Origin of the sequence: Streptomyces rugosispiralis (assembly GCF_024505145.1) — a bacterium.
Lineage (GTDB): Bacteria > Actinomycetota > Actinomycetes > Streptomycetales > Streptomycetaceae > Streptomyces > Streptomyces rugosispiralis.
Map to the genome: position 1 here is coordinate 180,263 of NZ_JANIAA010000013.1, position 25,120 is coordinate 205,382.

Consider the following 25,120-nt stretch of genomic DNA (forward strand, 5'->3'; position numbering starts at 1 on the left):
CTTAAGGATAGAAGTCGCGCGAACGGCCCTTGCCGTCCTTGAGCTTCCCGAGCAGGCTCGCCGGGTACTCGATGACCCAGTAGCTCACCGCGGCGGCGGCCACGGCCACCACCAGCACGATGACCACGGCCGGCGGGAAGCCCTCCTGGCCGTCGGGCGGCAGCAGCCCCGCGTTGTACAGACCCAGCATGATCGGCTCATGCCAGACGAAGAGGCTGTAGCTGGCCAGACCGACACCGGTGAGCCAGCGGGCCGTGAGCCACGAGTGCCACCGCCCCTGCCGCCGCACATGGATGGTGCTGTACAGCAGCAGCGTCCACAGCAGGGCGGACAGCGGGTGGTAGAAGGTGGTGGGGAAGTCCTCCGCCTCCGTACCGGCGAAGGACAGCACGTACAGCCCCACGAGGGCGGCCACCCGCAGCGGGATCGCCACCTTCGCGTCGAGCCGTCCACGGTCGCCGAGGGCGACCATCAGCACGGCCAGGCCCATGCCCGCGGCGAACCCGCCGAAGCGGGCCTGCGGTCCGAAGTACACCGGCCATTCGGTGTGCGGGATCTCCAGCCCGTAGCGGGCCACCGCGATCCAGATGAACGGCCCGATGTACAGCAGGGCGCATCCCACGGCGCACACCGCCACCCGGGAGGCCCTCCGGCGCAGCGGACGGCAGGCGCGGGCGGCCAGCGGGCCGAGTCCCACCAGCGCCACATAGAACATGATTTCCAGCGACAACGACCAGGTCGGGCCGATGGTGAAGAAGATCTGCTCCTGGTCGAAGACCTGGGTGAAGGTGAGATGGTGCAGCAGATCGGACCACTCGCCGGGCAGGGTGGGATTGCGGGTGGCCCAGATGAACGTCACCGCCAGGAAGTACAGCGGGACGATCCGGATGGCCCGCCGGAAGAGGAACACCCGGCCGGGGCGGGTCGAGCCCCCGTCGATCGCCGCCCGTGCGTAGGACAGCGTCAGCAGATACGCGGAGAGGACGAAGAAGAAGTCGATGACCTCCAGCGACACCAGCGCGTTCGCGTACCGGTTGGGCACCGGTGAGTGGGCGCCGTCCCGGTCGTAGACGAAGTACTGCTGCCAGACGTGGAAGACCACCGTGAGGAGGGCCGCCATGCCGCGGAAGCCCTGGATCTCCTGGTTCCTGCGGTTCCGCGCGGGCGCGCTCCTGGCGGGCGTGCCGTTGACCGCCCGGGGGGCGGTGGTGGACGCGACGGTCGTGGACACCGTGCTCATGTCCGCTTCACCGCCTTGTCACCGGGGCGCGGGGTGACCCGCCACTGGCGGTCCCGCAGCACCTCCTTGAGGAGCGACTGGCGGGCCACGATGTTCTTGAAGTGGCTGTAGAAGACGGTGGACACCACCAGATACCGCCAGAACCACGCCCTGCGGCGGCGCAGTTCGGGCACCGCCAGCCGCCACGCGAACAGCGCCTGCACCAGCCCGGCGGACAGCGTGAACAGGGTGGCCAGCAGGCAGACCGGCACCGCCCAGTCGAGATGGTCCACTCCCCCGGCCCGCCACGCCGAGTACAGCAGTACGGGCAGGATCTGCAGGGTCAGCCACGGCTGGATCTCCCGCCACCCCAGCAACACCAGCAGCCCCGCCTTCTGGCGGATGGTGAAGGCCGGGGAACGCAGGCCGCGCCACAGGTACTTCAGCGACACCTGGAGCCAGCCCTGGGCCCAGCGCGACCGCTGGTTCCACAGCGCCTTGAGGGTGGTGGGCGCCAGTTCGTGCGAGATGAGCGTGCGGTCGGTGGCGATCCGGGCGCCCTCGTGCAGGGCGCGCATCGAGGAGTCGATGTCCTCGGTGAGCATGGTGCCGTGCATCCGGGTCCGGGCGAGCAGATCGGTGCGCCAGAAGCCGTTGGAGCCGCCGAAGACACCGAAGGTGTAGAGCCGGGTCCGGCCGGGGTGGCTGACGGCGTAGATGGCCTCGAACTCCACGCCCACCAGCTTGGAGACCCAGGAGCTCTCGCCGTTGCGGATCACACAGTGGCCCTGGACCACGTCGTAGCCGTTCGACAGCCAGTGCCAGGCGTGCTGGAAGGCGTCGGGCACCGGGTGGTGATCCGCGTCGAAGATGCCGACGAACTCACCGCGCACCCGGGTGACCGCGGCGTTGACGTTCTGCGCCTTGGAGGTGCTGCCCGCCACCGGCATCAGCACCAGCCGCGGATCGCGGCGGGCCATCTCGCGCAGGGTCTCCTCGACGGGCATGGGGTGCGGCGTGTTGTACGCGAGCACGATCTCCAGCTCGTTGGGGTAGTCCAGGCGCAGGAAGGACTCGATGGTGTCGACGATGGTCGCGGCCTCGTTGGGCAGATACGCGGCGATGACGGCGCTGGCCGGTGGATACGGCTGCGCGGGCCGTTCCGGCCGGGGTTTGGCGTCGAGCGAGAAGAGGCACTCCAGTACGATCAGCGCGGCGGAGAGCACCAGCCCGGACACCACGACCCAGTACGCGGCCGAGCCGACGTCCCAGCCCAGTTCGTACATCTGCTGGTAGAAGACGAACGGGATGCCCACTCCGAAGAGGAGCACCAGGACGGGCGAGAGCGCCGACAGCAGGGTGCGCAGCGCGGTGGCGAGGGTACGGCGGCCGCGCCGGTGGGTGCCGCGCATCCACGCCGCGTACTTGACCGGCCGCAGATCCCGGTGGCGGATCGACTCCTCGACCGCGTTCCGGGCGTTGGCGACGGCCTGGGCGCGGTCCGGGCAGTCGGCCAGCGGGGTCCAGCCGATCGCCGGGGTCAGCCGCACGTTCTCATCGGCCACCACGAAGCGGGTCCCGGCCACGGCGTTGGCGAAGTTCTGCAGTTCGCGGCGCGCGGTGTCCTCGTCCACACCGGGCATCAGCATCAGCAGATGGCCTTCGTCGTCCCAGCCGAGCCGGTCACAGACACCGCCCAGCTTCTCGGCCACTCCCGCGAGACGTTCGGCGACCTCACGGCGCACCCGCGGCCCCAACCGGGCCTCGAGGGCGGCGATCTCGGCCACCCCCACCATGGCGACGACGCCACCGGTGCGGCTGTCGTCGACCCGCTTGAGCTCCCGGTCGAGCTCACCCAGGAAGTGGGGCTGGGAGTACAGACCGGTGCGCGGGTCGAGCAGCAGATTCTCGACGGGGACCGGGACCCGGCGCAGCTTGGCCTCGATCCGGGCGGAGAGCTCGACGGGGTCGGAGGTCTCCGCCACGCAGTCGTCGGCGCCGCCGCGCAGCATGTCGGCTACGCCGGTGGGGCCGGGGTCGGAGGTGACCATCAGCAGGGGGAGCGCCCGTCCCGCGGGGACGGCGCGGACCTCGCGTATCACGTCCAGCCCGTCCTCGGCGTCGTCCAGGGCGACGATCGCGTCCGGCGGGGAGTGCCGCATCTGTCGGCTGACATCGCCGGGCTCCGCATGGCTCACCTCATGCCCGGTGGAGACGAGTGTCCGGGTCAGCCGGTCGAGCCTGGGGCCCGGTGCGCCAACCGCCAGCACATGCCCGCTCTGTCCCGCCACTCCGCCGCGAGCGGTGGGCACGGGTTGCTGGGATTCGCGTGATCGTGGGTGGTGCGAAGTAAGCACCTGAGTGGTTCCTTTCGTGGGGGGTGCGTCACCGAACGGGCCGTGGGCACGCGGACGTTCCGGCCGGGGCATGACAGACCACGTGGTCAGGACGGACCACGCGGTCATGGCAGACCACGTGGCCCGCAGGCAGGTGCACAAGGGCAGGCGCCTACGGGCAGGCCGGAGTACGGCGTCGCCGGGAAGGCCGGGGCGATCCGCCGTTCGGTGAGTGGTGAGGGGCGGCTACGCCGCGACCGTGGCCGATCCGCGCGGGGAGAGGTGAGATCTCCGGCGGGGTCTCGGACAGACGGGCACGACGGCGGCGGGGATCACGCGGACGTGCTCCAGCGAATTACGCATTAGGTCCCATCCTGTTCGGATCGTGGGGGGCGGACCGAACATCACCAGTGCGGGGCGACCGATCTTTTGGGCTGACCGGTCGGAATCCCCAGTCTCATCGATCACTACGGAACCACACAACACATCGAAGTAACACTCTCATTAACCGATGCGAGAGTTCCGTCCGCCTGCCGATCGACCCGGCCATGGCCAACTACCCCTCGCCACCGGGGTGTCGGAGCCCTGCCGGTACGGCGTCGGCGGCACGTCGGCGCGTCATCGGCCCGCCGTCGGTGCCGCGTCGGTGCGGTGTCGGTGGCTCCGGCCAGTCTTTTTCGAGGCACCACATTCGGTGGTTGAATTCGGAAGGGACGACACTATGCGGAATGCACGGGTTCTGATTTCCGGGGCCAGTATCGCCGGGCCCGCGCTCGCCTACTGGCTGAATCGCCATGGCTTCCAGGTCACCGTCGTGGAGCGCGCCGCGCGCCCGCGCCCGGGCGGACAGGCGATCGACGTACGGGGCCCGGCGCTCGAGGTGTGCGAGCGGATGGGCGTGCTGGCGGAGGTCCGGGCGCGCCGTACCGGGCTGCGCGGCATGTCGATGGTCGACGACAACGGCAAGGAACTGTTCAGCACCACCGAGCGGACCGCGAGTGGCGGGGATCTCAGCAGCTCCGACATCGAGATCCTGCGGGACGACCTGTCCTCGGTGCTGATGGCCGCGGGCGGCGACGGGATCGAGTACCTCTTCAACGATTCGATCGCCTCGCTCGTCCAGGGCCCCGACGAGGTGGCGGTCACCTTCCACCGGGGCGGTGCGCGTGCCTTCGACATCGTGGTGGCGGCCGATGGGGTGCACTCCTCCACCCGGGAACTGGTCTTCGGCCCGGAGGAGAGGTTCCTCCGCCATCTGGGGGGCTATCTGGGCGTGTGGACGGTGCCGAACTATCTGGGCCTCGACCGCTGGGAGGTCATCTACCAGATGGCCGGGGACGTCTGGGGCGGCATGATGATGAGTGTCCGCGACAACACCGAGGCCCGGGTCTACATCGGCATCGACTCGGACGAACCGCCCGCCACGTTCCTCGGCTCCCGGTCCGTCTCGGAGCAGAAGCGGCTGGTGGCCGAGCGGTACAAGGACGCGCGCTGGGAGATGCCACGGCTGCTGGAGTACATGTGGGGGGCGCCGGACTTCCACTTCGACGCGACGGCCCAGATCCACCTGGACTCCTGGTCCCGTGGCCGGGTGGCCCTGGTCGGCGACGCCGGGTACTGCGGCTCGCCGATGTCCGGGCAGAGCACCAGCGTGGCCGTGGTCGGCGCCTATGTCCTGGCGGGCGAGCTCAGCGCCGCGGGCGGCGACCACACCGCGGCCTTCGCCGCCTACGAGCGCGAGCTGCGGGGCTATGTGGCGGCCAACCAGCAGCTCGCACTGGACAACAAGGCCCGTAAGGAGGCGCTGGAGCCGTCGCCGTCGGCCGGGCAGCAGCCCGACACCAACCCGACCCATATCGACGACAGCTTCTACGAGGTGGTCAACTCCTACACCCTCAAGGACTACTGACCCGGCCCGGCGGCCGGGGCCGGGCCGGGGCCGGGCCGGGGTCGGGCCGGGGTCGGGCCGGGCCGGGCCGGGCCGGGGTCGGGCCGGGCCGGGCCGGGCCGGGGTCGGGCCGGGCCGGGCCGGGCCGGGCCGGGGCCAAGAGCCGTGGCCAAGAGCCGTGGCCAAGAGCCGTGGCCAAGAGCCGTGGCCGGGCCAGGACCGGGAGCCGTGGCGGGTCAGCAGCCGTGGTCCGGCTAGGACACCACGTCCTTGCGGCCGAAGCCGCGGAAGGCGAACGCGAAGAGCACCAGGGCGTACGCGACGGACACCGAGACGCCCTTCACCATTCCGCCCCACTCCATGTGGGGCTGGAGTGCGTCCGCCCACGCGAACTGCCAGTGCGCGGGCAGGAAGTCGCGCCACGAGCCGAGCGCGGTGACCGCGTCCAGCACATTGCCCACGATGGTGAGCCCCACCGCGCCGCCCACCGCGCCCAGCGGTGCGTCCGTGACGGTCGAGAGCCAGAACGCCAGGGCGGCCGTGACCAGCTGGGACAGGAAGATGTACAGCACCACGAGGGCCAGCCGGACGAGGGCGTCGCCGACCGGCAGCTCACCGCCCGTGGGCATCCGCAGCGGCCCCCAGCCGTACGCCACGGTGCCCACCGCGAGCGCGACCAGCGGCAGCAGCACCATGGCGGCCGCGCTGAACACCAGTGCCACCGTCAGCTTGCTCACCAGCAGCCGGGCCCGGGGCACGGGCGCGGCCAGCAGATAGCGCAGCGAGGACCAGCTGGCCTCGGAGGCCACGGTGTCGCCGCAGAACAGCGCCACCGGCACCACCAGCAGAAAGGCGGCCGAGACGAACAGCGCGGTGGCGGCGAGGTTGGCGCCGGAGGCGGTGGCCGTGGTCATCAGGGTGACCCGGTTCTCCTGCCCCTCGGGGGTGCCGCCGATGGCGAACGCGATCACGAGGACGAACGGCAGCAGGGCCAGCACCAGACCCATCACCAGGGTCCGGCGACGGCGCAGCTGCCGCACCGCCTCGACCCGCAGCGGCAGGGTGCGGCCGGCCCGGTAGCCGGGCGCGACCTCGGTGACCTGGGACAGGGAACTCACGCGGATCCTCCTCCGATCAGCGTCAAGAACGCGTCTTCCAGGCGCCGGTTGGGCCCGAAGCTGGTCACCGGGATCTCCAGCCGCACCAGCTCGGCCAGCAGCCGTGCCGGGGTGGTCCCGTCGAGCTGGACGAGCAGTCCGTCGGCGGTGCGGCGGGCGGAGACGACTCCGGGCAGCGCGCCCACCTTGCCCACCATCGCCTCGCTGAGCACGCCGTCGTGGCCCACCAGCACGCTGCCGCCGTTACCGGTGATCTCGCCGACCGCGCCCGCCTGGATCAGCCGGCCGCGGTCCATCACGACCAGATGGGTGCAGGACTGCTCGACCTCCGCCAGGAGATGGCTGGAAACGATCACCGTGCGCCCCGCGGCGGCGTACCGGATCATCACCTCGCGCATCTCGCGGATCTGCGGCGGGTCGAGGCCGTTGGTCGGTTCGTCGAGGATCAGCAGATCGGGCAGGCCCAGCATGGCCTGGGCGATGGCCAGCCGCTGCCGCATGCCCTGGGAGTAGGTGCGTACCGCACGCTCCAGCGCGCTGCCCAGACCCGCGATCTCCAGGGCCTCCTCGAAATGGGCGTCGGCGGCGGGGCGGCCGGTGGCCTGCCAGTACAGCTCGAGGTTGGCGCTGCCGGTCAGATGGGGCAGGAAGCCCGCCCCCTCGACGAAGGCGCCGACGCGGGAGAGCACGGGCGCGCCGGGCCTGACGGCCTGGCCGAAGACCCGGATCTCGCCGTCGTCGGGGGCGATGAGCCCCATCAGCATCCGCAAGGTGGTGGTCTTGCCCGCGCCATTGGGCCCGAGGAGCCCGAGCACCTGCCCCTTCTCGACGCGAAAGGACAGATCGCGCACCGCGTAGCGGTCGGCGGACTTGGCGTAGCGCTTGCTCAGACCGGTGATCTGCAGGGGCACCTCGGCCAGTTCGGGGTCGGGCGGCGGAGTGGCCGTACGCCGCCTGCCGGTCAGCACCAGCGCGAGCGCCACCACGGCCGCGCCGAGCGGCAGCCCCCACACCCATGCGGGCAGCGGGGCGGGCTGGGTGTGCACCGCGGGTGCGGTGGGCACCGACAGTCCGCCGTCCGCGAGCCCGACCGTGTAGGTGGCGGGCTCGGCCGGGGAGGCGTAACCGAGGTCGGTGGAGGCGAGCACGAGCCGCAGCCGGTGGCCCGCGATGAGTTCGTGGTCCACGGCGGGCAGCCGCACGGTGACGGTACGGCCCTCCTTCGCGCCGTTGACGCGCAGCGGCGCGACCAGTTGCTCGGGCAGCGTCTGCTGTCCGTCCGGACCCACGTCGTAGACCTTGGCGAACAGCACGGCGTCGTCCGTGTCCGCCTTGACCCGCACCTTCACCTCGGGCGATCCGGTGATCCGCAGGGGCCGGTCCAGCGGCGCCGAGTCGAACCGGGCGAACTGGCCGGGGATGTCGAGGGAGAGGCCGACGCCGAGCGAGGACGCCTGGGACAGTCCGGCGATGCCCGGCACGGTGGAGATGGACGGCGGCCCCGCCCCGGGCGGGTTGGCGAACGACTGCTCGCGTCCGCGCAGCGCCACCGTCCGGCTGCCGTCGCCGAGGCCCGGGTAGCGGTCGCCGGTGGCGCCGCGCAACTGGACCGCGCCGTTGGTGGTGTCGATGCCGCCGGTGCGGCTGATCCGGAAGGCGGGTCCGGTGTCGGTGCCCTTGTCGCCCTTGAGGTAACGGTCGAACCAGGCGCCGGTACGGGCCGCCACCCGCGAGGTCTCGCGGTCGCCGCCGTCATGTCCGCCGGCCGTCCAGTCGACGGCGACCGGCGCGCCGTTGGCCCGGATCGCCTTCGCCATGGCGTCGGCGTGGCCGAGCGGGAAGAGGGAGTCGGCCTGCCCCTGGAGGATCAGCGTGGGGACCTTGATCCGGTCGGCGACGGCGGACGGGCTGCGCGCCTCGAGCAGCCGGCGGGCGGCGGCGTCGGGCTTTCCGGCGACCGCGACCCGCTCGTACATCTCGCACAGCTGCTTCTCGAAGCGCCCGCAGCCCTGGCCCCGGTCGGTCCTGGCCGCTCCTCCGCCGTTCGGGTCTCCCGGGTCCGCCTGGGCTCCTTGGCCGGACCCGCCGTTCGCGCCTCCCTGGCCCCCCTGACCGCCGGGGCCCATCCCCCCGCCGGAGCCGCCCGCGCCGCCGGCGTCCTCCTGGCCGCCCTGGGCACCGGTGAGGTCGGCCGAGCCGGTGGTGAAGAACAGCCCGGCCCAGAGCTTCTTGTAGACGCCGTTCGGGAACAGCGCGTCGGCGAGGTTCCAGTAGGTGATCTCGGGCGCGATGGCGTCCACCCGGCGGTCGTATCCGGCGGCGAGCAGGGAGATCGCCCCGCCGTAGGAGGCGCCGGCGACGCCCACCCGGGGGTCGCCCCGACGGTCGAGCCGCACCTCGGGACGTTTCGCCAGCCAGTCGATCAGCCGCCGGACATCGGCCACCTCGTGGTCCGGGTCATTGAGCCCGATCTTCCCCGTGGATCTGCCGAAGCCACGCGCCGACCAGGTCAGCACGGCGTATCCGTCGCGGGCGAGTTCCTCGGCGTGGTCGCGTACGTCGTCCTTGCTGCCGCCGAAGCCGTGGCCGAGCAGGACCGCGGGCCTGCGGCCGGTGCCCGCGGTGAAGTACGAGGTGTCGATGCGTGCGCCCGGCATGTCCAGCACGCGGTCCTGGCGGTGCACGGCCGGCCCGTCGCCGGAGGCGGCCACCGCCCAGGTGCCCGCGCCCGCGAGGAGGACCGCGGCGGCCACGGCGGCGGCCAGGCGCCGGCCCCTCGGCCGGGTCTTTCGGAGATCCATAGGTGAAACCCTAAGAGGAGGAGGCAAACGCCGCGGCTGACACCAGACGGATTCTCGTCCACTCCTCGGGGAGTACCCGGACACCGCCCGTACACCCGGCGCGGTATGCCCCGACCGTGGTGGCCGAACTTTTGGATCAGTCGGATGATGCTCCATAAGATGCGCCGGTGATCATAAAGAAACGTCTGGCGACAGGCGCGTTGGGGCTGCTCGCGGCCCTCGCCTGCGGCCTGATATCCCCTACCGCCGCCATGGCCGGCGAACCGGCTTCCGACTCCCCCAAGGTCGAGCTGGTGCTCGATGTCAGCGGCTCCATGCGGGCCCGCGACGTCGACGGCGACACCCGGATGGCGGCGGCGAAGCAGGCGTTCAACGAGGTGCTGGACGCCACACCCGAAGAGGTGCGGCTGGGCATTCGCACCCTCGGCGCCAATTACCCCGGCAAGGACCGCAAGGCCGGCTGCCAGGACAGCGAGCGGCTCTACCCGGTGGGTCAGGTGGACCGTACCGAGGCCAAGGCGGCCGTCGCCACGCTGCGCCCCACCGGCTGGACGCCCATCGGGCTCGCCCTGCGCGGCGCGTCCAAGGACCTCTCCGGCGGCGAGGGGACCCGCCGGATCGTACTGATCACGGACGGCGAGGACTCCTGCGGTCTGCCGGACCCGTGTGATGTGGCCCGTGAACTGGCCGCCCAGGGAACCCACCTGGTCGTCGACACGCTCGGGCTGACGCTGGACCGCAAGGTCCGCGAGCAGCTCAGCTGTATCGCCGAGGCCACCGGCGGCACGTATACGGCGATCCAGCACCGGGACCAGCTCTCCAGCCGTATCAAGCAGCTGGTCCGGCGCTCCGCCGACACGCCCGTGGAGACGCCCACGCCGGTGCGGGGCGCCGCGGAGTGCGCGAAGGCCCCGTACCTGGGCTCCGGCCTCTACAGCGACCGGGAGGGCTTCGGGGAACACCGCTGGTACCGGATGCGAGTGGCACCCGGTCAGGAGCTGCGGGCCTCGGCGAGCGTCGCCGTGGACCGCTCCGTGGACCCGGACTACGGCGTGCTGGTGCGGGCGGTGACCCCGGGCGGCCGGGAGCTGGTGCGCGGCAGCGAGGCGGGCAGCGGCCGTACGGATGTCATCTCCAGCGGGCTGCGCTATCCGATCGCCGATGTGGACGACGACGAGGACAAGACCGCGCGGACCGTGTGCCTGGAGCTGAGCCAGTCGTTCTCCGCACCGGCCTCCGTCAAGCGCGCTCCGGGCCTTCCGGTGGAGTTCGCCGTCGATGTGGTCGGCAACGACGATCCGCCCGCCGATCTGGCCGCCTTCGGCCTGGGCCGCGGCTGGGTGCTGCTGGGCGTGCTCACCGTGGGCGGGCTGCTCGTGGGGTTGCTGTGGGGCTGGCTGGCCCGCTGGCGTGTCACCGTCTGGAGGTCCAACTGATGCGAGCCCTGCGTACTCTCGGCGCCGCGCTCACCGTGTGCGCCGCCGCCTGGCTGACCGCCGCCGCACCGGCCGCCGCGGACGGTAAGGACGGCACGGACGGCAAGAGCGGCACGGAGGCGCCCACCGAGGCGGGGACGGGCTTCCGTACCGCCACCGAGATCGAGCCCGGTCAGCGGGCCACCGCGACGGCCTCCACCGGCGACTATCTGTACTGGGTGTTCCCGGCCGCCGCCGGGCAGGTACCCAAGGTCGAGGCGGAGCTGAAGCTGCCCGACGTCTCGAGCCGGCACGGCAGCGCCACCTGGCAGCTGGATGTCTACGACGGTCTGCGCCGCCACCAGCCGTGCGCCTCGGGCACTCCGACGCGCCGGGCGGCCCAGCGGGATCAGACGGTCACGGTGAGCTGCACCCTGCGCCAGGTGCGGTCCTGGTCCGAGCGCTGGGCCAACGACCCTCTGCAGGGCGCGTATTACGTACGGCTCACCGTCGTCGACCTGCCCGCCCAGGACCTCGGGCTGCCGATCGACGCCGAGGTCGAGGCGTCCGTACGGGACGCGGGCGGGGCGCACGCCGACGGCGGGGACGTGACCCCGCTCAATCCGGTGCTGCGGGCCGGAACGGCCCCCGGGACGGCCCCCGGGACGGATGCCGAGCCGCCGGACGACGACACGGCCTCGGATTCCGCGGACGACAAGGGCGGGAAGGTCCCGCACGCGGTCGCCGAGCCGGAGGACGGCTGGGGCTCCGGCTGGTGGTCGGACCGCTGGGTGTGGACCGTGATCGGCGCGGCGCTGGCGGCGCTCGCCGGGGTGGGCGGCTACACCCTCACCCGGGGGCCGCGCGCTCCGGGCCGCCCGCCGATCGGACCCGGATCCGACATCTGACCTGATGTCCGGAATCGGCGCGGGGCCCGCACGACGATCGCGCGGGCCCCGCGCCGCACCGGGCGCCGGTGGCCCGGCCCCTCAGAAAGCTCTCGGGAAGCTCGCCCGGACGCCGCTCAGGAATAGTCCTTGCCCAGGACCTGCCCAAAGCCTTCGGGATCCACGTCGAATCCACGAATAGCGCTCTGAATTCCCCATTCCCCCGCCTCGTCCCGGGTGAATACCGCGACCGTGGCGGAAGTGGCTTCTGAGACACCGGTGAAGTCACTCGCCAGGAGTTCGGTGTATCCGTTGAGAATCCGGACACTGGTGTTCGGGACATCCCCGAACGTCTTCCGCCCCGAGCCCTGCTGGATGGTTATCCCGACGACCACCCGCGTGTATTCGGACGACAGCCGGTCGAGCTCGAGGGTCATGGACTCGTCGATGCCAAGGCCCTGACCGGTGCGGCTGTCCCTGTTGAGGTTGATGGTGCCGTCCGGTGAGCGGCTGTCGAAGTGGACGAGGTACGCGGGCGCACCGTAAGGATCGGCGGCGCGGTACGTCCCGGCCACGATGTCGAGATCATGGGGCGGCTCACCGAGGGGACTCGGATCCCACTTGAGCGCCACCTCGATTTTCTGAAGCCCCTTGTTGAGACCAGTCACCCGGACTTCCCTTCCCTCGAACTGTGCGGATTTGAATGCGCGTGGCGTCAAGCCTATCGCGGGCAGGGCGAGTTGAGGATTTTTCCACAGCCGCGTGCGACGCCCCTCCGAGGGGTCTCTACTATGGGCCTCCGTACTAACGGCGGAAGGAAGCGTCCATGCGACGGTTGGGGGAGCTCGAGGCGGAGATCATGGACCGCCTCTGGGCTTGGCAGCGTCCCACGACGGTGCGGGAGATCGTGGACGACATCAACGAGCACCGCCCGGTCGCCTATACCACGGTGATGACCGTCGCCTCCATCCTCTACAACAAGGGCTGGTTGCTGCGCGCCAAGGAGGGCCGGGCGTGGGTGTACTCACCGGTCCGCAGCCGCGAGGAGTACACCGCGGCGCTGATGGAGGACGCCCTCGGCACCAGCGAGGACCGCTCCGCCGCCCTTACCCACTTCGTCGAGCAGATGGGCCCCGAGGAGGTCAGCGCGTTGCGCAAGGCCCTGCGGACCGCGGGGCGGCGGACCAAGGCGTGACGGCCGCCCTCGCCCTGGCCTGCTACGCGGCCGTCGTCGGCTCGGCGGCCCCGAAGGTGCTGGCCCGCAGCGCCTGGCCACATCGCGCCCCCGCTCTGGCGGTTGCCATTTGGCATGGGTTGACCCTGTCGTTCACCATCGCGCTAGCTCTGACCACTTATCACCTCGTCACCCCAACTTGGCATCTTCATAGTGGAATGTCCGGCTTGCTCCGGTTCTGTGGGTTGACGTTGGACGCCCGGATCCCGGGCACGGGCCCGGTCGGCGTTCCGGCCATCGCCGTACCGGCCTCGGTGGCGCTGGTTCCGCTCGTCTGCTTCGGCCATGAGCTGCTGCGGGCCCGGCGCGTCCGCGCCCGCCACCGGGGCGTTCTGGACATGGTCGGCCGGCGCTCGGCGCGGCTGCGCGCCACCGTGCTGGACCATGACACACCCGCGGCGTACTGCCTGCCCGGCCGCCGGCCGCGGATCGTGGTGAGCGCGGGCGCGCTGCGGCTGCTCTCCCCCGCACAGCTGGAGTCCGTACTGGAGCATGAGCGCGCCCATATCGCGGGCCGCCACCATCTGGCGCTGGCGGCCACGGAGGCGTTCGCCCGGGTGTTCCGGTGGCTGCCGCTGGCCCGCGAGGCCAGGGCACAGACGGCGCTGCTGCTGGAGATGGCCGCGGACGACCGCGCGCTGCGCCGCCATCCGCGCCAGGCGCTCGTCTCCGCCCTCTACACGATGGCGGCGGGCCACGCCTCCCACGCCCCCGGCGGAGCCTTCACCGTCGGCGGACCGGGCGCCGTGGTCCGGCTGCGGCGGATGCTGGACGCCCGGCGGCGTCCGCATCCGGCGCTGTGCGGCGCGGTGGCGGCGGTCGCCGTGGGCTTACCGCTGCTGCCTCCCCTGCTGGGCTGCGCCCCCGGGATGTAGCACTCCAGGCGCGCCGGGGCCCGCCCCGGGCCATGCGGAGGAACCGCGGGACCCGGGGCGGGGCGTGCCGCCGTGACGCGGCTCAGAGCCGGTCGAGCAGCGTCCGCAGGGTGGTGACCTCGGTGGACTGGTTCTTCACTACGTCATCGGCGAGCTTCTTGGCCTCGGCGTTACGGCCGTTCTTCTTCTCGTCCTTCGCCATGGCGATCGCACCCTCGTGATGGTCGATCATCATGCTCGCGAAGGCCCGGTCGAAGGCGGCCCCCTTGGCGGCCTTGAGCTTCCGCATGTCCCCCTCGGACATCATTCCGCTCATAGCGCCCTTACCGTCCGCACCATGATGCATTCCGGGCATCTCGCCCGAGGATGACTTCTCCGGCTTGCCCCAGCCCTTGAGCCAGGACTTCAGGGTGACGATCTCCGGGTCCTGCGCCTTCTCGATCTGCCCCGCCAGGCTCTTGATCCGCGCGTTCGAGGCCCGGTCGTCGGCCAGTCCGGCCATCTCCAGCGCCTGCTCATGATGCGGGATCATCATCTGCGCGAAGCTGACGTCCGCGTCGTTGAACGCGCCCGCCGCCGAGCCGGCGGTCGCCTCGGTGGTGGCGGACTCCTTCGCGCTCGAATGGTCCATGCCCTTCATGTCGTCATTGCCGCCACAGCCGGCGAGCAGCAGCCCTCCGGCGGCGACGGCGCCCACGAGCGCGAGACGGCGATGGAGCGGTCGACGCGGGACACACGTGATTGCGGTCATGTCGATTTACCTCTTTTTACCAAGTGTTGACTGTTCTATGGGACGTACCGGCGCCTTACGCGCGGTTCGGCCTATATCCGCAGAACAGACAGGGCAGTGAGGTCGGGACCGGGCGAGGGAGGATCGGGCCGCGCGACGACGGCCGCCGCCATGGGAAGCCTCAGCGGCGGACCGCCCCGGCGGGCAAGCACCGCGCACCGAAGCGCCCCGAGCACCCAGACGCCGAGCACCGCGACACACAGCGAGGCCATGTCCATACCGGTCATGGGTTCGCGTGGCTTTGTCTCGGGCGCGGCCGGGGCATGCCCGGCCTCGGCGGACGGGGCGAGGGCGGCTCGCCGCGGCCCGGAGCCGGTGGCGGCCGTACCGCCGCCGTGATCGCCGCCATACACCCCGGGGGCGCCGTTGTACGGCCCGGGGGCGCCGTTGTACGACCCGAGGCCGCCGTTGTACGGCCCGGGGCCGCCGTTGTACGACCCGAGGCCGTCTCCGTACGACCCGGGCTCGCCGTTGTACGCCGCGGGGCGCATGTCACCGGACGCATGGTGCGCCGAATGGGTCATGCCCGAGCCGGAGCCGCCGTCGGGATGGCCCAGGGTGTGCATGACGAAAACCCCGAGCGCGAGCACGACGACGAGCAGAAGCCGCGGAAGGACTCCGTCCGCGCGCATGCTCCCACCGGTGGTCACCGTCGCTCCTCGGGGTCGGTGTGATCTCTCTCGGAGTCACACCCTACTCCTAATGCCGTTAGTACGCGCACCGACCCCCGGAGGCCCCCCGAAGCCGCTCAGCCCTCCCGCATCGCCAGCCTGGCCAGCATGTTCTTCGCGTCGTCGGCGACCCGGCCGTCCGCGACCACCTCATAGCGCGCGGCCACGATCTGGCTGCGGGACGAGAAATCGCGCCGCCCTCCAGTCATGGCGTGCCCGACGAAACCGAAGATCGCGCCGAACACCGCGCCATAGACCAGACCGCTCACCAGCAGCACGATCACGTTGTGGGCCCCCGCCGCGAACACGGACAGCAGCAGCCCGATCAGCAGTCCGAACCAGGCCCCCGTACCGGCACCCGCGAGCGCCGCGCGGCCCCTGGTCAGCCGCCCGAGCACGGTCTCGACCATCCGGAGATCCGAGCCGATGATCGCCGTATGCTCCACCGGGAACTTGTTGTCGGCCAGGAAGTCCACCGCGCGCTGGGCGCCGGCGTAGGTCGGGTAGGAGCCCACGACCGGGCGGTCGACCACTTCCGACGGCGGTTGCTGGGTCATCGCTGACTCCCTCCGTCAAGGAGAGCGTGCGCCCGCGCCTGCCCCCTCGCAACGGGAGAGGGGCGGGGGAGAACGGCGGAGAAACCCGCCGAGGGTCCGTGAAGCCGGATATCCGGAACGGCCACCGCGGCTCTCCGCGGAACATTTCCCCAGCACTCTTCGCCCCTCAATTCCCACCCCGGCCACCGCGCGATTCCCGGAAGCCTCCGGTTCCTTTCCACCGAGCGGAAAGGAACCGGAGGCGCGACGGGCCTTACGGGTATCAGCGGCGGTCGGTGTGGTCGGTGCGGTCGGTGCGGATGAGGGAACGGACCATCCGGCAGGTGATGTCGGACGGCGGACGCACCCCGATCCGGGCGGCCGTGGAGCGTATCCTGCGGTTGGACGCCTGCTCGGGGCGGTAGGCACCGGAGTTGAGCAGCGCGATGGCCAGGCGCATGGCCTTCAGACGGCGGTTGTGGGACTCGTACCACTCACGCGGACGCCCGGCCGGCATCCGCTTCTTCGGCAGGGTCGGAAAGGTCGGCAGTTCCTGAAGAGGGGGTCCGGCAACGGCCATCGGCAACCTCCTGAGTTGGTCGGGAAACCTTCCCTTCAACTCCCTCCATTCTACCGTCGGGTACTGACAAAGGCCCCTGGTCAGACCCCGTTCCAGGGCGATCTCGCGGTACCGTGTGGCGCATGGAGATCTGGATCAATCCGGCATGCTCGAAGTGCCGTAGCGCGCTCACCCTGCTCGACGCGGAGGGCGCCGGTTACACCGTGCGCCGCTATCTCGAGGACGTACCGAGCCAGGACGAGATCCGCGCGATGCTCGACCGGCTCGGGCTGGAGCCGTGGGACGTCACCCGGACCCAGGAGGCGGCCGCGAAGGAGCTGGGCCTGAAGGACTGGCCGCGTGAGGAGAGCGCCCGGGACCGCTGGATCGCTGCGCTCGCCGAGCACCCCAAGCTGATCCAGCGGCCCATCATCACGGCGGACGACGGCTCGGCGGTGGTGGGGCGCACCGAGGAGGCGGTGCGCGAGGCGCTGTCCCGATCCCGCGGCTGACCTCGGGGCCACGCCACGGGACCATGCCTCGGGACCACGCCACGGGACCATGGAAACGCCCCGGCGCCCCGTGTGCGAACACGGGGCGCCGGGGCGTACGCGGTCCGGCCCAGGAGCCCGCTCAGCGGCTCCGCGGCGCGGCCTGCTGCGGGCGCAGCAGGTACCGCTGCGTCTTACCGCTGGAGGTCTTCGGCAACTCGGCCACGAAGTGCACCTGCCGGGGGTAGGCATGCTTGGCGTACCGCTCCCTGACCAGCTGCTGCAGCTCGGCCACGAGCGCGTCGCCCGCCTCGATCCCCGGGCGCGGCACCACGAACGCCTCGACGACCTCGCCGTACTCCTCGTCCGGCACGCCGACCACGGCGACCTCCGCCACCGCGGTGTGCTCCAGCAGCACGGTCTCCACCTCGAAGGGGCCGATGCGGTATCCGGCCATCAGGATGATGTCGTCGCCGCGCCCGGAGAAGAACAGATGGCCCTCCTCGTCGCGGGCGGCGGTGTCCCCGGTGTAGAGCCAGTGCCCATCGGGGCTGAACTTCTCGGCGGTCTGCTCGGGGGCGTCGCGGTAGCCCTTGAACCACATCAGCGGGCTTTCGGCGATGTCCACCACGACCCGGCCGGGGACGTTGACGCGGGCCGGTGCGGAGTTGGTGTCCTCGCGCAGTACCTTCACACTCCAGCCGGGCAGCGGACGGCCCATGGAACCGGGCTTGATCTCTTCGCGCAGGTCCGGGTGCCAGGCATGGGCGACCACCATGCCCAGCTCGGTCGAGCCGTAGTGGTCCCGCACCGGCACACCGAGCGTCTCGAGCGCCCAGTCGACGACGTCCGGGGGCAGCGGTTCGCCCGCCGCGGAGCAGCAGCGCAGCCGCAGATCGGCGGGGGCGGGGATGCCGGAGGCGCGCAACTTCCGGTAGACGGTGGGCCCGGCCGCGAAGTTGGTGACGCCGAAGCGGGAGAGCACCTCCCAGGTGGACTCCGCGGAGAACAGGCCGTTCAGCACCAGTCCGCGCTGCCCGAGGGCGAGGGGCCCGATGAGCGCGTAGTACAGGCCGTACGCCCAGCCCGGGTCGGCGGCGTTCCAGAAGACGTCGGTGGGCCGGTGGTCCAGGCCGAACTGCTGGTACATGGCAAAGCTCGCGACCGCCCGCAGCGGGATCGGGACCGCCTTGGGCGTGCCCGCGGTGCCCGAGGTGAACAGCTCCACGATGAGCCCGTCGCCGCCCACGGCCGCCGGTTCGGGCAACGGGGCGTGCCCCTCGGCCAGCTCCGCGAAGGACAGATCGGCCTCGGTGACAGGGCCGGTGTTGACGATCCGCCAGGGGCGCTCGGCGGGGAAGCCCGACTCCGGGTCCAGCTTGGGGCGTTGGTCGGCGTCGGTGATCACGACCTTGGTGTCGTTGCCCGTGGTCCGCAGCGCGATGGCCGGCGGGGCGAACGCGGTGAACAGCGGCACCTGGACGGCCCCGAGCCGCCAGATCGCAAGGCTCGCGACCAGCAGTTCGGCGGATTTGCCCATCAAGGTGGCGACGCGGTCGCCCACTCCGACTCCCAGGGCGGCCAGGGCACCGGCCATGCGCGAGGAACGGTCGCGAAGCTCGCCGTACGTCATGTCATGGCCGGTCATGTCCTTGTCCACCACCGTGAACGCGACGGCGTCGGCCGGGTGCCTGTCGCACAGCAGGTACGCGGTGCTCGCCGCAGGCTCACCGAAGGTCTTGAGCAGGTCAGCCGTGCGCTGTTCTGGGCTGGTCAAGAGGGCTCCTAGTGCTGGTATCCACGAGTCGCGCCGAACGGGAGGGAGGTCCGGTGCCCGGCTTCGGGCGAGCGTGGACGCACCTCGGGGGCACGGGCGCACCTCGCCTTCCGGGGTGGGCTGTTCCCGGGTGGTGCTGACGAAGTCCCAGGCGGCGGCAGCTCCCGTTGGCCTGTACACGCTATCGCGCTTTCCGACCGGCCCGTCAGCCGTCCTCCGTACCGGGGCGGGGACGGCGTCCGCCGGCCGGAGCGGGGCGGGCGGCCACCCCGGGCGTCCCGTAAGCCCCGACGCGTCACGTAAGCCCCGACGCGTTCCAACAGTCCTGCCGCGTTCCGGCAGTCCCGGTTCCCACTTCCGCAGTCCCGACGCACTCCGGCGCCCCGAGGCACTCTGGCGTCCCCCCTTCCCCCGTCCTACCTTTGGGCAGCGGTAGGCATACCGCTCGCACGGCTTGTCATGTCTGAGCTCCAAGACGCCCGACACGAGGTGAGCCTTGATCCTCCCCCGAAGACCCGTCGGCCGGTTGACCGTCGTCGCCACCGTCCTCGCCACCGCGGCGGCCATCGCCGCCGGACCCGCGGGGGCCACCCCCGATGGCACACCGTCGGCCGGCCCCGCCCGGCCGTCGCTGGTGCGGCCGATCGATCCGCAGCACTGGCGCAACCCCGACGACATGACCTGGGCCGACTACCGCGCGGTCCCCGGTACGCGCTGGGCGGCCCCCTCCGTCAAGCCCACCCAGCGCACCTTCAAGGGCGCGCTGGTGCTCCTGGACTATCCGGACGAGGGATTCACGGTCAGCCAACCGGCCGGGTCCACTCTGTTCGGCAATCCGCGGCCGAGCGCCTCCGATGTCCCGCGCGACCGCCTCCCGCGCTTCTACCAGGACTTCCTCAACACACCGGGGCCGCTGAACAACGGTCACACCATCAACGAGTACTGGATGGAGGATTCCGGCGGCCGCATCGGGGTCGATCTGACCGCCTTCGGTGTGTACCGCATGCCGGGCAAGTCCTATCAGTACGGCGTCGAGGACTCGATGAACCCGGGCGCCTGCCCGGCCGGGGACACCTGTGGCAAGGACATCCGGGAGGACGGCAAGGCCGCCTGGGTGGCCGATGTCGGCGCCGACAAGGCGGACTCGTTCGACTTCGTCTTCTATCTCACGGCCGGGCAGGACGAGTCGTCCACCTGGCAGGAGTTCGGCCCGATGAAGTTCCCGGGCGCACCGGACATACCCGCCGCCTGGGGGCCGCCGGCCGCCGTGGGCGACAACTCCGCCCGTACCCGCTATGTGCCGTGGACGTCCTGGCAGGCCGCCGCACGTATCTGGCCCAACGCCGCCGACGGGTCGTCGGTGCAGGCCGAGAGCTCCGGCATGGCCGTGTACGCCCATGAGCTCAGCCACATCCTGGGCATCGGGGACAACTACAACAACCCGTACGGCACGCCCCTCAGCCGTTCGTACACCGGTATCTGGAGCATGCTCTCCCGAGGCTCCTTCAACGGCCCCGGCGGACCGCACACGCGCTGGCAGATCCCCGCCACGGCCGGGGGCTCGATGGGCTCCCAGCATGTGCTGCGGGACAAGCTGAAGCTCGGCATCGTGGACGAGAAGAACGTGCTGCGGCTGGACCGCGACGCGCTGAAGGGCTCCGGCCTCGTCGTGGCCCGGGTCACCGCGCGCTCGGCGCCGCCGGGCGAGAAGGGGCTCTCCGGCGTCAACATCGCCATGGGCGGCGATCTGTCGGAGCCCTGCGACAACGGCACCGACCCGCTGTGCGACGGCGGCGGCTACGACAACTACACCGTCGAGGTCGTCGACCGCATGGGCATGGACTCGTTCACCCCGGATCACGGGGTGCTGCTGGCCAAGACCAAGAACAAGGACCGGGCCCCGTTCGCCTGGGTGGTCGACGCCCACCCCGAGGACATCGACCTGGTGGACTTCCGACGCCCCGACGGCACCGACCAGAAGATCACCATGGGCGACTACCGGCAGCTCAGCGATGCGCTCTTCCACGCCGGAGCCGACTCCGGCAGCCAGTACGAGTACATCGACCGGGCCAACCGGCTGCACTTCTATGTGCTCGATCTGAAGCGCGACAGGTCCGGAGTGCTCTCGTACACCATCGCCGTGAAGTCCCTCGACGGCGCCGGACCGCAGCGCCGCGGCGTGGCCCTGCACCGCGGCGAGGTCAAGGGGGACCCCTCCCGCTCCCGGGCCGTGTGCACCTTCGGCCTCGACAACACCGGACGCGCCACCGGGGGCCCGGCGACGGCCCCGGCCACGTCGGTGGACTCGGATGTCTACCGGCTGTCGGCGAGGGCGGTCGGCCGGGGCTGGTCCGCCTGGCTGCCCAACCGTCTCGCCACCGCCAGGGCCGGTGGTTCGGTGGATGTGGAGGTGTCCGTGGCCGCGGAAAAGGGTGCCGAACGGCGGGGCGCGGTCGTCCTCACCGCCCGCTCCGAGAGCGATTCACACCGAACCGCCAAGGCGCTGTGCCGGCTGTCGGGTCGCCGGTAGGGCGACGGGTGACGGCCCGCCGGAACTCGGCGGGCCGTCCCCGTTCGGCGGGCGTCCTCCGCCCAGCGGTCTCCGTCGGCGTCCTCCGCCCAGCGGTCTCCGTCGGCGGGCTCCGTCAGTGGGCTCTGTCGGCGGGCTCCACCAGCGGGCTCCGTCGGCGGTCCTACTCCGTCTCGTCGGCCGCGGTCCGGATCGGTACCCGGAGAGTGTCGGGCGCGCAGCCCGCCGTACCGGCGATGATCCGCGCCGCCCCCTTGGTGAGCGGCACCAGGCTCTGCTCGTCCACCTTGTCCGGGGTGTCCCGCGGATCGAAGATGTACATGGGCGTGGTGATCAGCTGCACCAGCGGCACACCCGTGTAGTAGAAGTAGGCGCCGTCGGTGGCCGGGTTCGGCGCGAAGGCGGTCGGCGACAGGATCCACGAGCGGCGCAGGTCCTCCGCCGCGAGGGACTCGGCCACCAACTGCTCCAGTTGGGGCGCCTGGGTGGTGAACCACCAGCGCACCTCGGGGTCGTCGGTGGGCACGACCTCCCCGTCGACCACCTCCGCCTGGCGGGCGGCGTGTTCCAGATGCATTTCGAGGACGACCTGGGGGAACAGCCCGGGATGCGCCGCGATGAACGCCTGAGTGCCCGCGGCGCCCGCCATGTGGCCGGACGTCAGCACGAACAGCATGTTGTGCGGCCGCAGTTCCTGGGGCACGGACGCCCAGAACTTGGCCTGCGCCAGGACGAGCGCGACGCCGGAGGCGTCCTCCACGGCCGATGCCCAGGGACCGTCGTGGTGTGAGCCGACGATGACCCAGTGGTCGGAAGCGCCGGGCAGGGTGCCCACCACATTGTGGGTGGTCTCCTCGGTGATGGTGGCATCGGAGACGATCCGGCCCGCGCACTCCCCCGACGCCATCAGCTCACGGACCCGCTGCCCGTCCTTGCCACTCAGCCAGATGCCGGGGATGGAGCGCCGCTCGGCGTCATAGGGCCAGTAGAAGTCGCTGGTCTCCCAGGGCAGTCCGGTGAGCAGGCCGACATAGGCCGTGGCACCGTCCTTGATGGCGATGTCGAAGTCCAGCACATGGGGAAGGTCGAAGGGCACGGTCTGGACGAGGTCGGGGAACACGCCCTCGGGGTCGTAGCAGCCGGTGGCGCGGGCCTGCACCTCGGTCTGCGGCAGCCGGGTGAAGCCGATCTCCTGGACCGCGATGGATCCCCGCACCTCCCCGTCCTCCATCCGCGCCAGCCGGCCCTCGGTGCCCTCGGTCGGGGTGGTGTACGGCAGGGCGAGTCCCTCGAAGCGGATGACCTCATCGGGCCGGTCGGTGGGCCAGATCTCGAAGGCGGCGGACCGCGGCCGCCAGATGGGCGTGTCCAGCGGCTCCAGCCGTACGTCCGCCAGGCCCGTCTCCCGGAATTGTTCGGCGGCCCACTCCTCGGTCCAGCCGTCGGCCGGATAGCCCGCCCGGCGAATGCCCTGGCTGACGATCAGTTCGATCCAGGCCATCATCTCCTTCGAGGTGGGCGCCCGATCGATGTACTTTTCCAGCTCCGGCCAGCCGCTCATCGTCATCCTCCTCATCGCCATGGTCGGCATTCATGGTCGACGGGCGGGCTAAAGCTGGGCTAATGCGATGCCCGTACTCCTCTTTCGCGACCTCTCGTCCGGGAGAAGACCAAGCCGGGCGTTAGACCCACTTTGGCGGCGGCACAAATGATGGTCGCCGTATCCGGACAGGCCGCCGATCAGGCGGCTCAGCCGCAGGTCAGCGCCCGATTGATGGTTGGGAGTCGAGTGTGCGTACCGAAAGCTCGGAGGAACGGGGCCGGGGCCGGGACCGGGACCGGGGCCGGGAACAGGAACGGGAATCGCGGGGCGCGGCCCGGCGGAGGAGGTGGAGCCGGCAGGTCCCGGCCGGTGTCGTGGGTGTGGCCGCGGTGAGCCTGATCGCGCTCACCGTCTCCCCGGTGAACGCCGAGCCCGATACGAGAGCCAAACCGCCGCGCGGCCGGAATCCACTCCCCGCTCCCCCGCAGATCCGCGACCTGGACTTTCTGCTCGGGTCCTACACCTGCGACTACACCCCACCGCCGGGCGGAAAGCCAGCGGTGCTGAAGCTGAACACCAAGCGGGCCCTGGGCGGGCATTACCTCTACACGGACGCCACGCTCGAACCCGGAGGCGTGGTCGGCCGTTCGTCCTTCGGCTGGAATCCCGTGGACGGGAAATTCATCACCCAGTACCACGACAACTGGGGTTCCTCCGGAAACTACACCTCGTTCGGCTGGAAAGACGGCCACCTGATATTCAAGGGTCCCCTCACCCAGGTGATCACACCGAATGCCTCGGGGCAGACGACGGGCGTGAAGCTGGACCTCAAGGATGACTACCAGGTGCTCGGGCCAGGGCATTTCAAGGACACCACGAGCTTCACCTTCCCCGACGGAAGTGTTTTGCAGGGCAGTTACGACTGCCGCCGCCAATAGCGTTCAGCATTCCGGACCGAGGGAAGTGGGGGTGGCCGACCATGGCGAGCAATGAAGAGAAGCTGCTCGACTATCTGAAGCGGGTGACGGCGGATCTCCGGCAGACGCAGCGCCGTCTGAAGGATGTCGAATCCGCGGGGCATGAGCCGGTCGCCATCGTGGGAATGTCCTGCCGCTTCCCCGGAGGCGTACGGTCCCCCGAAGAGCTGTGGGAACTGGTCGCCACGGAGCGGGACGCCATCTCGGAACTCCCCACCGACCGCAATTGGGATCTGGAGAATCTCTTCCATCCCGACCCGGACCACCCGGGGACGAGTTATACGCGCGAGGGCGGCTTCATCGACGACCCCGCCGGATTCGACGCCACGTTCTTCGGGATCAGCCCCCGTGAGGCGCTCGGAATGGCGCCGCAGCAGCGGCTGGCCCTCGAGGCGTCCTGGGAGGCCATCGAGCACGCCGGGGTCGATCCGGAGTCGCTGCGGGGCAGCCGGACCGGCACCTTCATCGGCTGCGATCACCTCGACTACTGCTCCGACGCCTCCCAGGTGCCCGAGGGCTCGGCCGGCTACTTCACCATCGGCAACTCCGCCAGCGTGGTGTCCGGCCGGGTGGCGTACACCCTCGGTCTGGAGGGCGCCGCGGTGACGGTGGACACCGCGTGCTCCTCCTCCCTGGTCGCCATGCATCTGGCCTGCCAGGCGATCCGGCAGGGCGAATGCGATATGGCGCTGGCCGGGGGCGTGGCCGTGATGTCCTCGACAGCGCCGTTCATCGGCTTCAGTGAGTTGCGGGGGCTCGCGCCGGACGGCAGGTCCAAGGCGTTCTCGGCGAACAGCGACGGCATGACCCTGGCCGAGGGCGTGGGCGTCCTACTGCTGGAGCGGCTGTCGGACGCGCGCCGCAACGGCCATCAGGTGCTGGCGGTGATCCGGGGCACGGCGGTCAACCAGGACGGCTCCAGCAACGGCCTGACCGCGCCCAACGGGCCGTCGCAGCAGCGGGTGATCCGGCAGGCGCTCGCCAATGCCCGGCTGTCGGCGTCCGAGGTGGACGCGGTGGAGGCGCACGGTACGGGTACGTCGCTGGGCGATCCGATCGAGGCGCAGGCGCTGCTGGCCACGTACGGACAGGAGCGGCCCGAGGGGCGTCCGCTGTGGCTGGGGTCCATCAAGTCCAACATCGGACACGCACAGATGGCCGCGGGCGCGGCCGGGGTCATCAAGATGGTGATGGCGATGCGCCACGAGGTGCTGCCCGCCTCGCTGCACATCGACGAGCCGACGCCCCATGTGGACTGGAGCGCGGGCGATGTCCATCTGCTGACCGAGGCGCGGGAGTGGCCGCGTGGCGAGCATCCGCGCCGGGCGGGGGTCTCGTCGTTCGGCATCAGCGGGACGAACGCCCATCTGATCCTGGAGCAGGCCCCGGAGGGGGTCGCTGAGGCGGGGCCGGTGGAGTCGCTGAAGCCGGTGGGTGGGCCGGTGCCGTGGGTGGTGTCGGCGCGCGGACCGC

At 71.1% G+C, this 25,120-nt stretch carries 20 protein-coding genes; 9 read left to right on the forward strand and 11 right to left on the reverse strand.

What is annotated here, in order from left to right; all coding sequences use genetic code 11:
- Position 1: 1 nt before the first annotated feature.
- Together NP777_RS21530 and NP777_RS21535 are read right to left on the reverse strand one after the other, a co-directional pair.
- Positions 2–1,240, reverse strand: a complete 1,239-nt coding sequence (locus NP777_RS21530) for an acyltransferase family protein (protein WP_256651811.1) — start codon at positions 1,238–1,240, stop codon at positions 2–4.
- The gene (locus NP777_RS21535; protein WP_256651812.1) at positions 1,237–3,531 is read right to left on the reverse strand and encodes a glycosyltransferase; all 2,295 of its coding nucleotides are present in this window, start codon (positions 3,529–3,531) and stop codon (positions 1,237–1,239) included. The genes NP777_RS21530 and NP777_RS21535 overlap by 4 nt, the downstream gene beginning before the upstream one ends.
- Positions 3,532–4,276: 745 nt before the next feature.
- Here NP777_RS21535 and NP777_RS21540 point away from each other — a divergent pair.
- Positions 4,277–5,464, forward strand: coding sequence for an FAD-dependent monooxygenase (locus NP777_RS21540; RefSeq protein WP_256651813.1), 1,188 nt, complete (start codon positions 4,277–4,279; stop codon positions 5,462–5,464).
- A gap of 233 nt (positions 5,465–5,697) precedes the next feature.
- Here NP777_RS21540 and NP777_RS21545 read toward each other — a convergent pair whose 3' ends face one another.
- Both NP777_RS21545 and NP777_RS21550 read right to left on the reverse strand, forming a co-directional pair.
- Positions 5,698–6,552, reverse strand: a complete 855-nt coding sequence (locus NP777_RS21545) for an ABC transporter permease (protein ID WP_305890001.1) — start codon at positions 6,550–6,552, stop codon at positions 5,698–5,700.
- A gap of 5 nt (positions 6,553–6,557) precedes the next feature.
- Positions 6,558–9,362 (reverse strand): alpha/beta fold hydrolase, encoded by a 2,805-nt coding sequence (locus NP777_RS21550; protein WP_256651815.1) that lies wholly within the window; start codon positions 9,360–9,362, stop codon positions 6,558–6,560.
- Between the two features lie 167 nt (positions 9,363–9,529).
- On the opposite strand from NP777_RS21550, the gene NP777_RS21555 reads away from it, so the two are divergent.
- On the forward strand, positions 9,530–10,798 hold the full coding sequence (locus NP777_RS21555) for a VWA domain-containing protein (protein ID WP_256651816.1): 1,269 nt from the start codon (positions 9,530–9,532) through the stop codon (positions 10,796–10,798).
- Positions 10,798–11,685, forward strand: coding sequence for a hypothetical protein (locus NP777_RS21560; RefSeq protein WP_256651817.1), 888 nt, complete (start codon positions 10,798–10,800; stop codon positions 11,683–11,685). Before NP777_RS21555 ends, NP777_RS21560 begins: the two co-directional genes overlap by 1 nt.
- A gap of 116 nt (positions 11,686–11,801) precedes the next feature.
- Here the strand turns inward: NP777_RS21560 and NP777_RS21565 are convergent, their stop codons facing one another.
- Complete coding sequence (locus tag NP777_RS21565) at positions 11,802–12,383, reverse strand: TerD family protein (protein WP_256651818.1); 582 nt, start codon at positions 12,381–12,383, stop codon at positions 11,802–11,804.
- 107 nt (positions 12,384–12,490) lie between these two features.
- Between NP777_RS21565 and NP777_RS21570 the strand changes: the two genes are divergently transcribed.
- Together NP777_RS21570 and NP777_RS21575 are read left to right on the forward strand one after the other, a co-directional pair.
- Positions 12,491–12,859: a BlaI/MecI/CopY family transcriptional regulator gene (locus NP777_RS21570; RefSeq protein ID WP_037956606.1), complete on the forward strand. Its 369-nt coding sequence runs from the start codon at positions 12,491–12,493 to the stop codon at positions 12,857–12,859.
- Positions 12,860–13,056: 197 nt separating this feature from the next.
- A complete protein-coding gene (locus NP777_RS21575) occupies positions 13,057–13,773 on the forward strand; it encodes a M56 family metallopeptidase (protein WP_308405186.1) in 717 nt (238 codons plus the stop codon).
- Positions 13,774–13,855: 82 nt separating this feature from the next.
- On the opposite strand, the gene NP777_RS21580 is transcribed toward NP777_RS21575, so the two are convergent.
- The 4 genes from NP777_RS21580 to NP777_RS21595 all read right to left on the reverse strand — a co-directional run bounded on the left by NP777_RS21580 (position 13,856) and on the right by NP777_RS21595 (position 16,350).
- Complete coding sequence (locus NP777_RS21580) at positions 13,856–14,524, reverse strand: DUF305 domain-containing protein (RefSeq protein ID WP_256651820.1); 669 nt, start codon at positions 14,522–14,524, stop codon at positions 13,856–13,858.
- Positions 14,525–14,595: 71 nt separating this feature from the next.
- Positions 14,596–15,213, reverse strand: coding sequence for a hypothetical protein (locus NP777_RS21585; RefSeq protein ID WP_256651821.1), 618 nt, complete (start codon positions 15,211–15,213; stop codon positions 14,596–14,598).
- 98 nt (positions 15,214–15,311) lie between these two features.
- On the reverse strand, positions 15,312–15,791 hold the full coding sequence (locus NP777_RS21590) for a general stress protein (protein WP_256651822.1): 480 nt from the start codon (positions 15,789–15,791) through the stop codon (positions 15,312–15,314).
- A gap of 262 nt (positions 15,792–16,053) precedes the next feature.
- Positions 16,054–16,350 (reverse strand): hypothetical protein, encoded by a 297-nt coding sequence (locus NP777_RS21595; protein WP_256651823.1) that lies wholly within the window; start codon positions 16,348–16,350, stop codon positions 16,054–16,056.
- Between the two features lie 122 nt (positions 16,351–16,472).
- Here NP777_RS21595 and NP777_RS21600 point away from each other — a divergent pair, with 122 nt between their 5' ends.
- Positions 16,473–16,841 (forward strand): arsenate reductase family protein, encoded by a 369-nt coding sequence (locus NP777_RS21600; RefSeq protein ID WP_256651824.1) that lies wholly within the window; start codon positions 16,473–16,475, stop codon positions 16,839–16,841.
- Positions 16,842–16,962: 121 nt separating this feature from the next.
- Here NP777_RS21600 and NP777_RS21605 read toward each other — a convergent pair whose 3' ends face one another.
- Positions 16,963–18,597 carry an AMP-binding protein gene (locus tag NP777_RS21605; protein WP_256651825.1) on the reverse strand — a complete coding sequence of 545 codons (1,635 nt, stop codon included), beginning with the start codon at positions 18,595–18,597 and terminating at the stop codon, positions 16,963–16,965.
- Between the two features lie 496 nt (positions 18,598–19,093).
- On the opposite strand from NP777_RS21605, the gene NP777_RS21610 reads away from it, so the two are divergent.
- Positions 19,094–21,127 carry a M6 family metalloprotease domain-containing protein gene (locus NP777_RS21610; RefSeq protein ID WP_256651826.1) on the forward strand — a complete coding sequence of 678 codons (2,034 nt, stop codon included), beginning with the start codon at positions 19,094–19,096 and terminating at the stop codon, positions 21,125–21,127.
- A gap of 163 nt (positions 21,128–21,290) precedes the next feature.
- On the opposite strand, the gene NP777_RS21615 is transcribed toward NP777_RS21610, so the two are convergent.
- On the reverse strand, positions 21,291–22,688 hold the full coding sequence (locus NP777_RS21615) for a M28 family metallopeptidase (RefSeq protein ID WP_256651827.1): 1,398 nt from the start codon (positions 22,686–22,688) through the stop codon (positions 21,291–21,293).
- 371 nt (positions 22,689–23,059) lie between these two features.
- Here NP777_RS21615 and NP777_RS21620 point away from each other — a divergent pair, with 371 nt between their 5' ends.
- Entirely contained in the window at positions 23,060–23,608 is a 549-nt protein-coding gene (locus NP777_RS21620; protein WP_256651828.1) for a DUF1579 domain-containing protein, read from the forward strand.
- Positions 23,609–23,649: 41 nt separating this feature from the next.
- A partial coding sequence (locus NP777_RS21625) for a type I polyketide synthase (protein ID WP_256651829.1) occupies positions 23,650–25,120 on the forward strand: 1,471 nt, incomplete at its 3' end.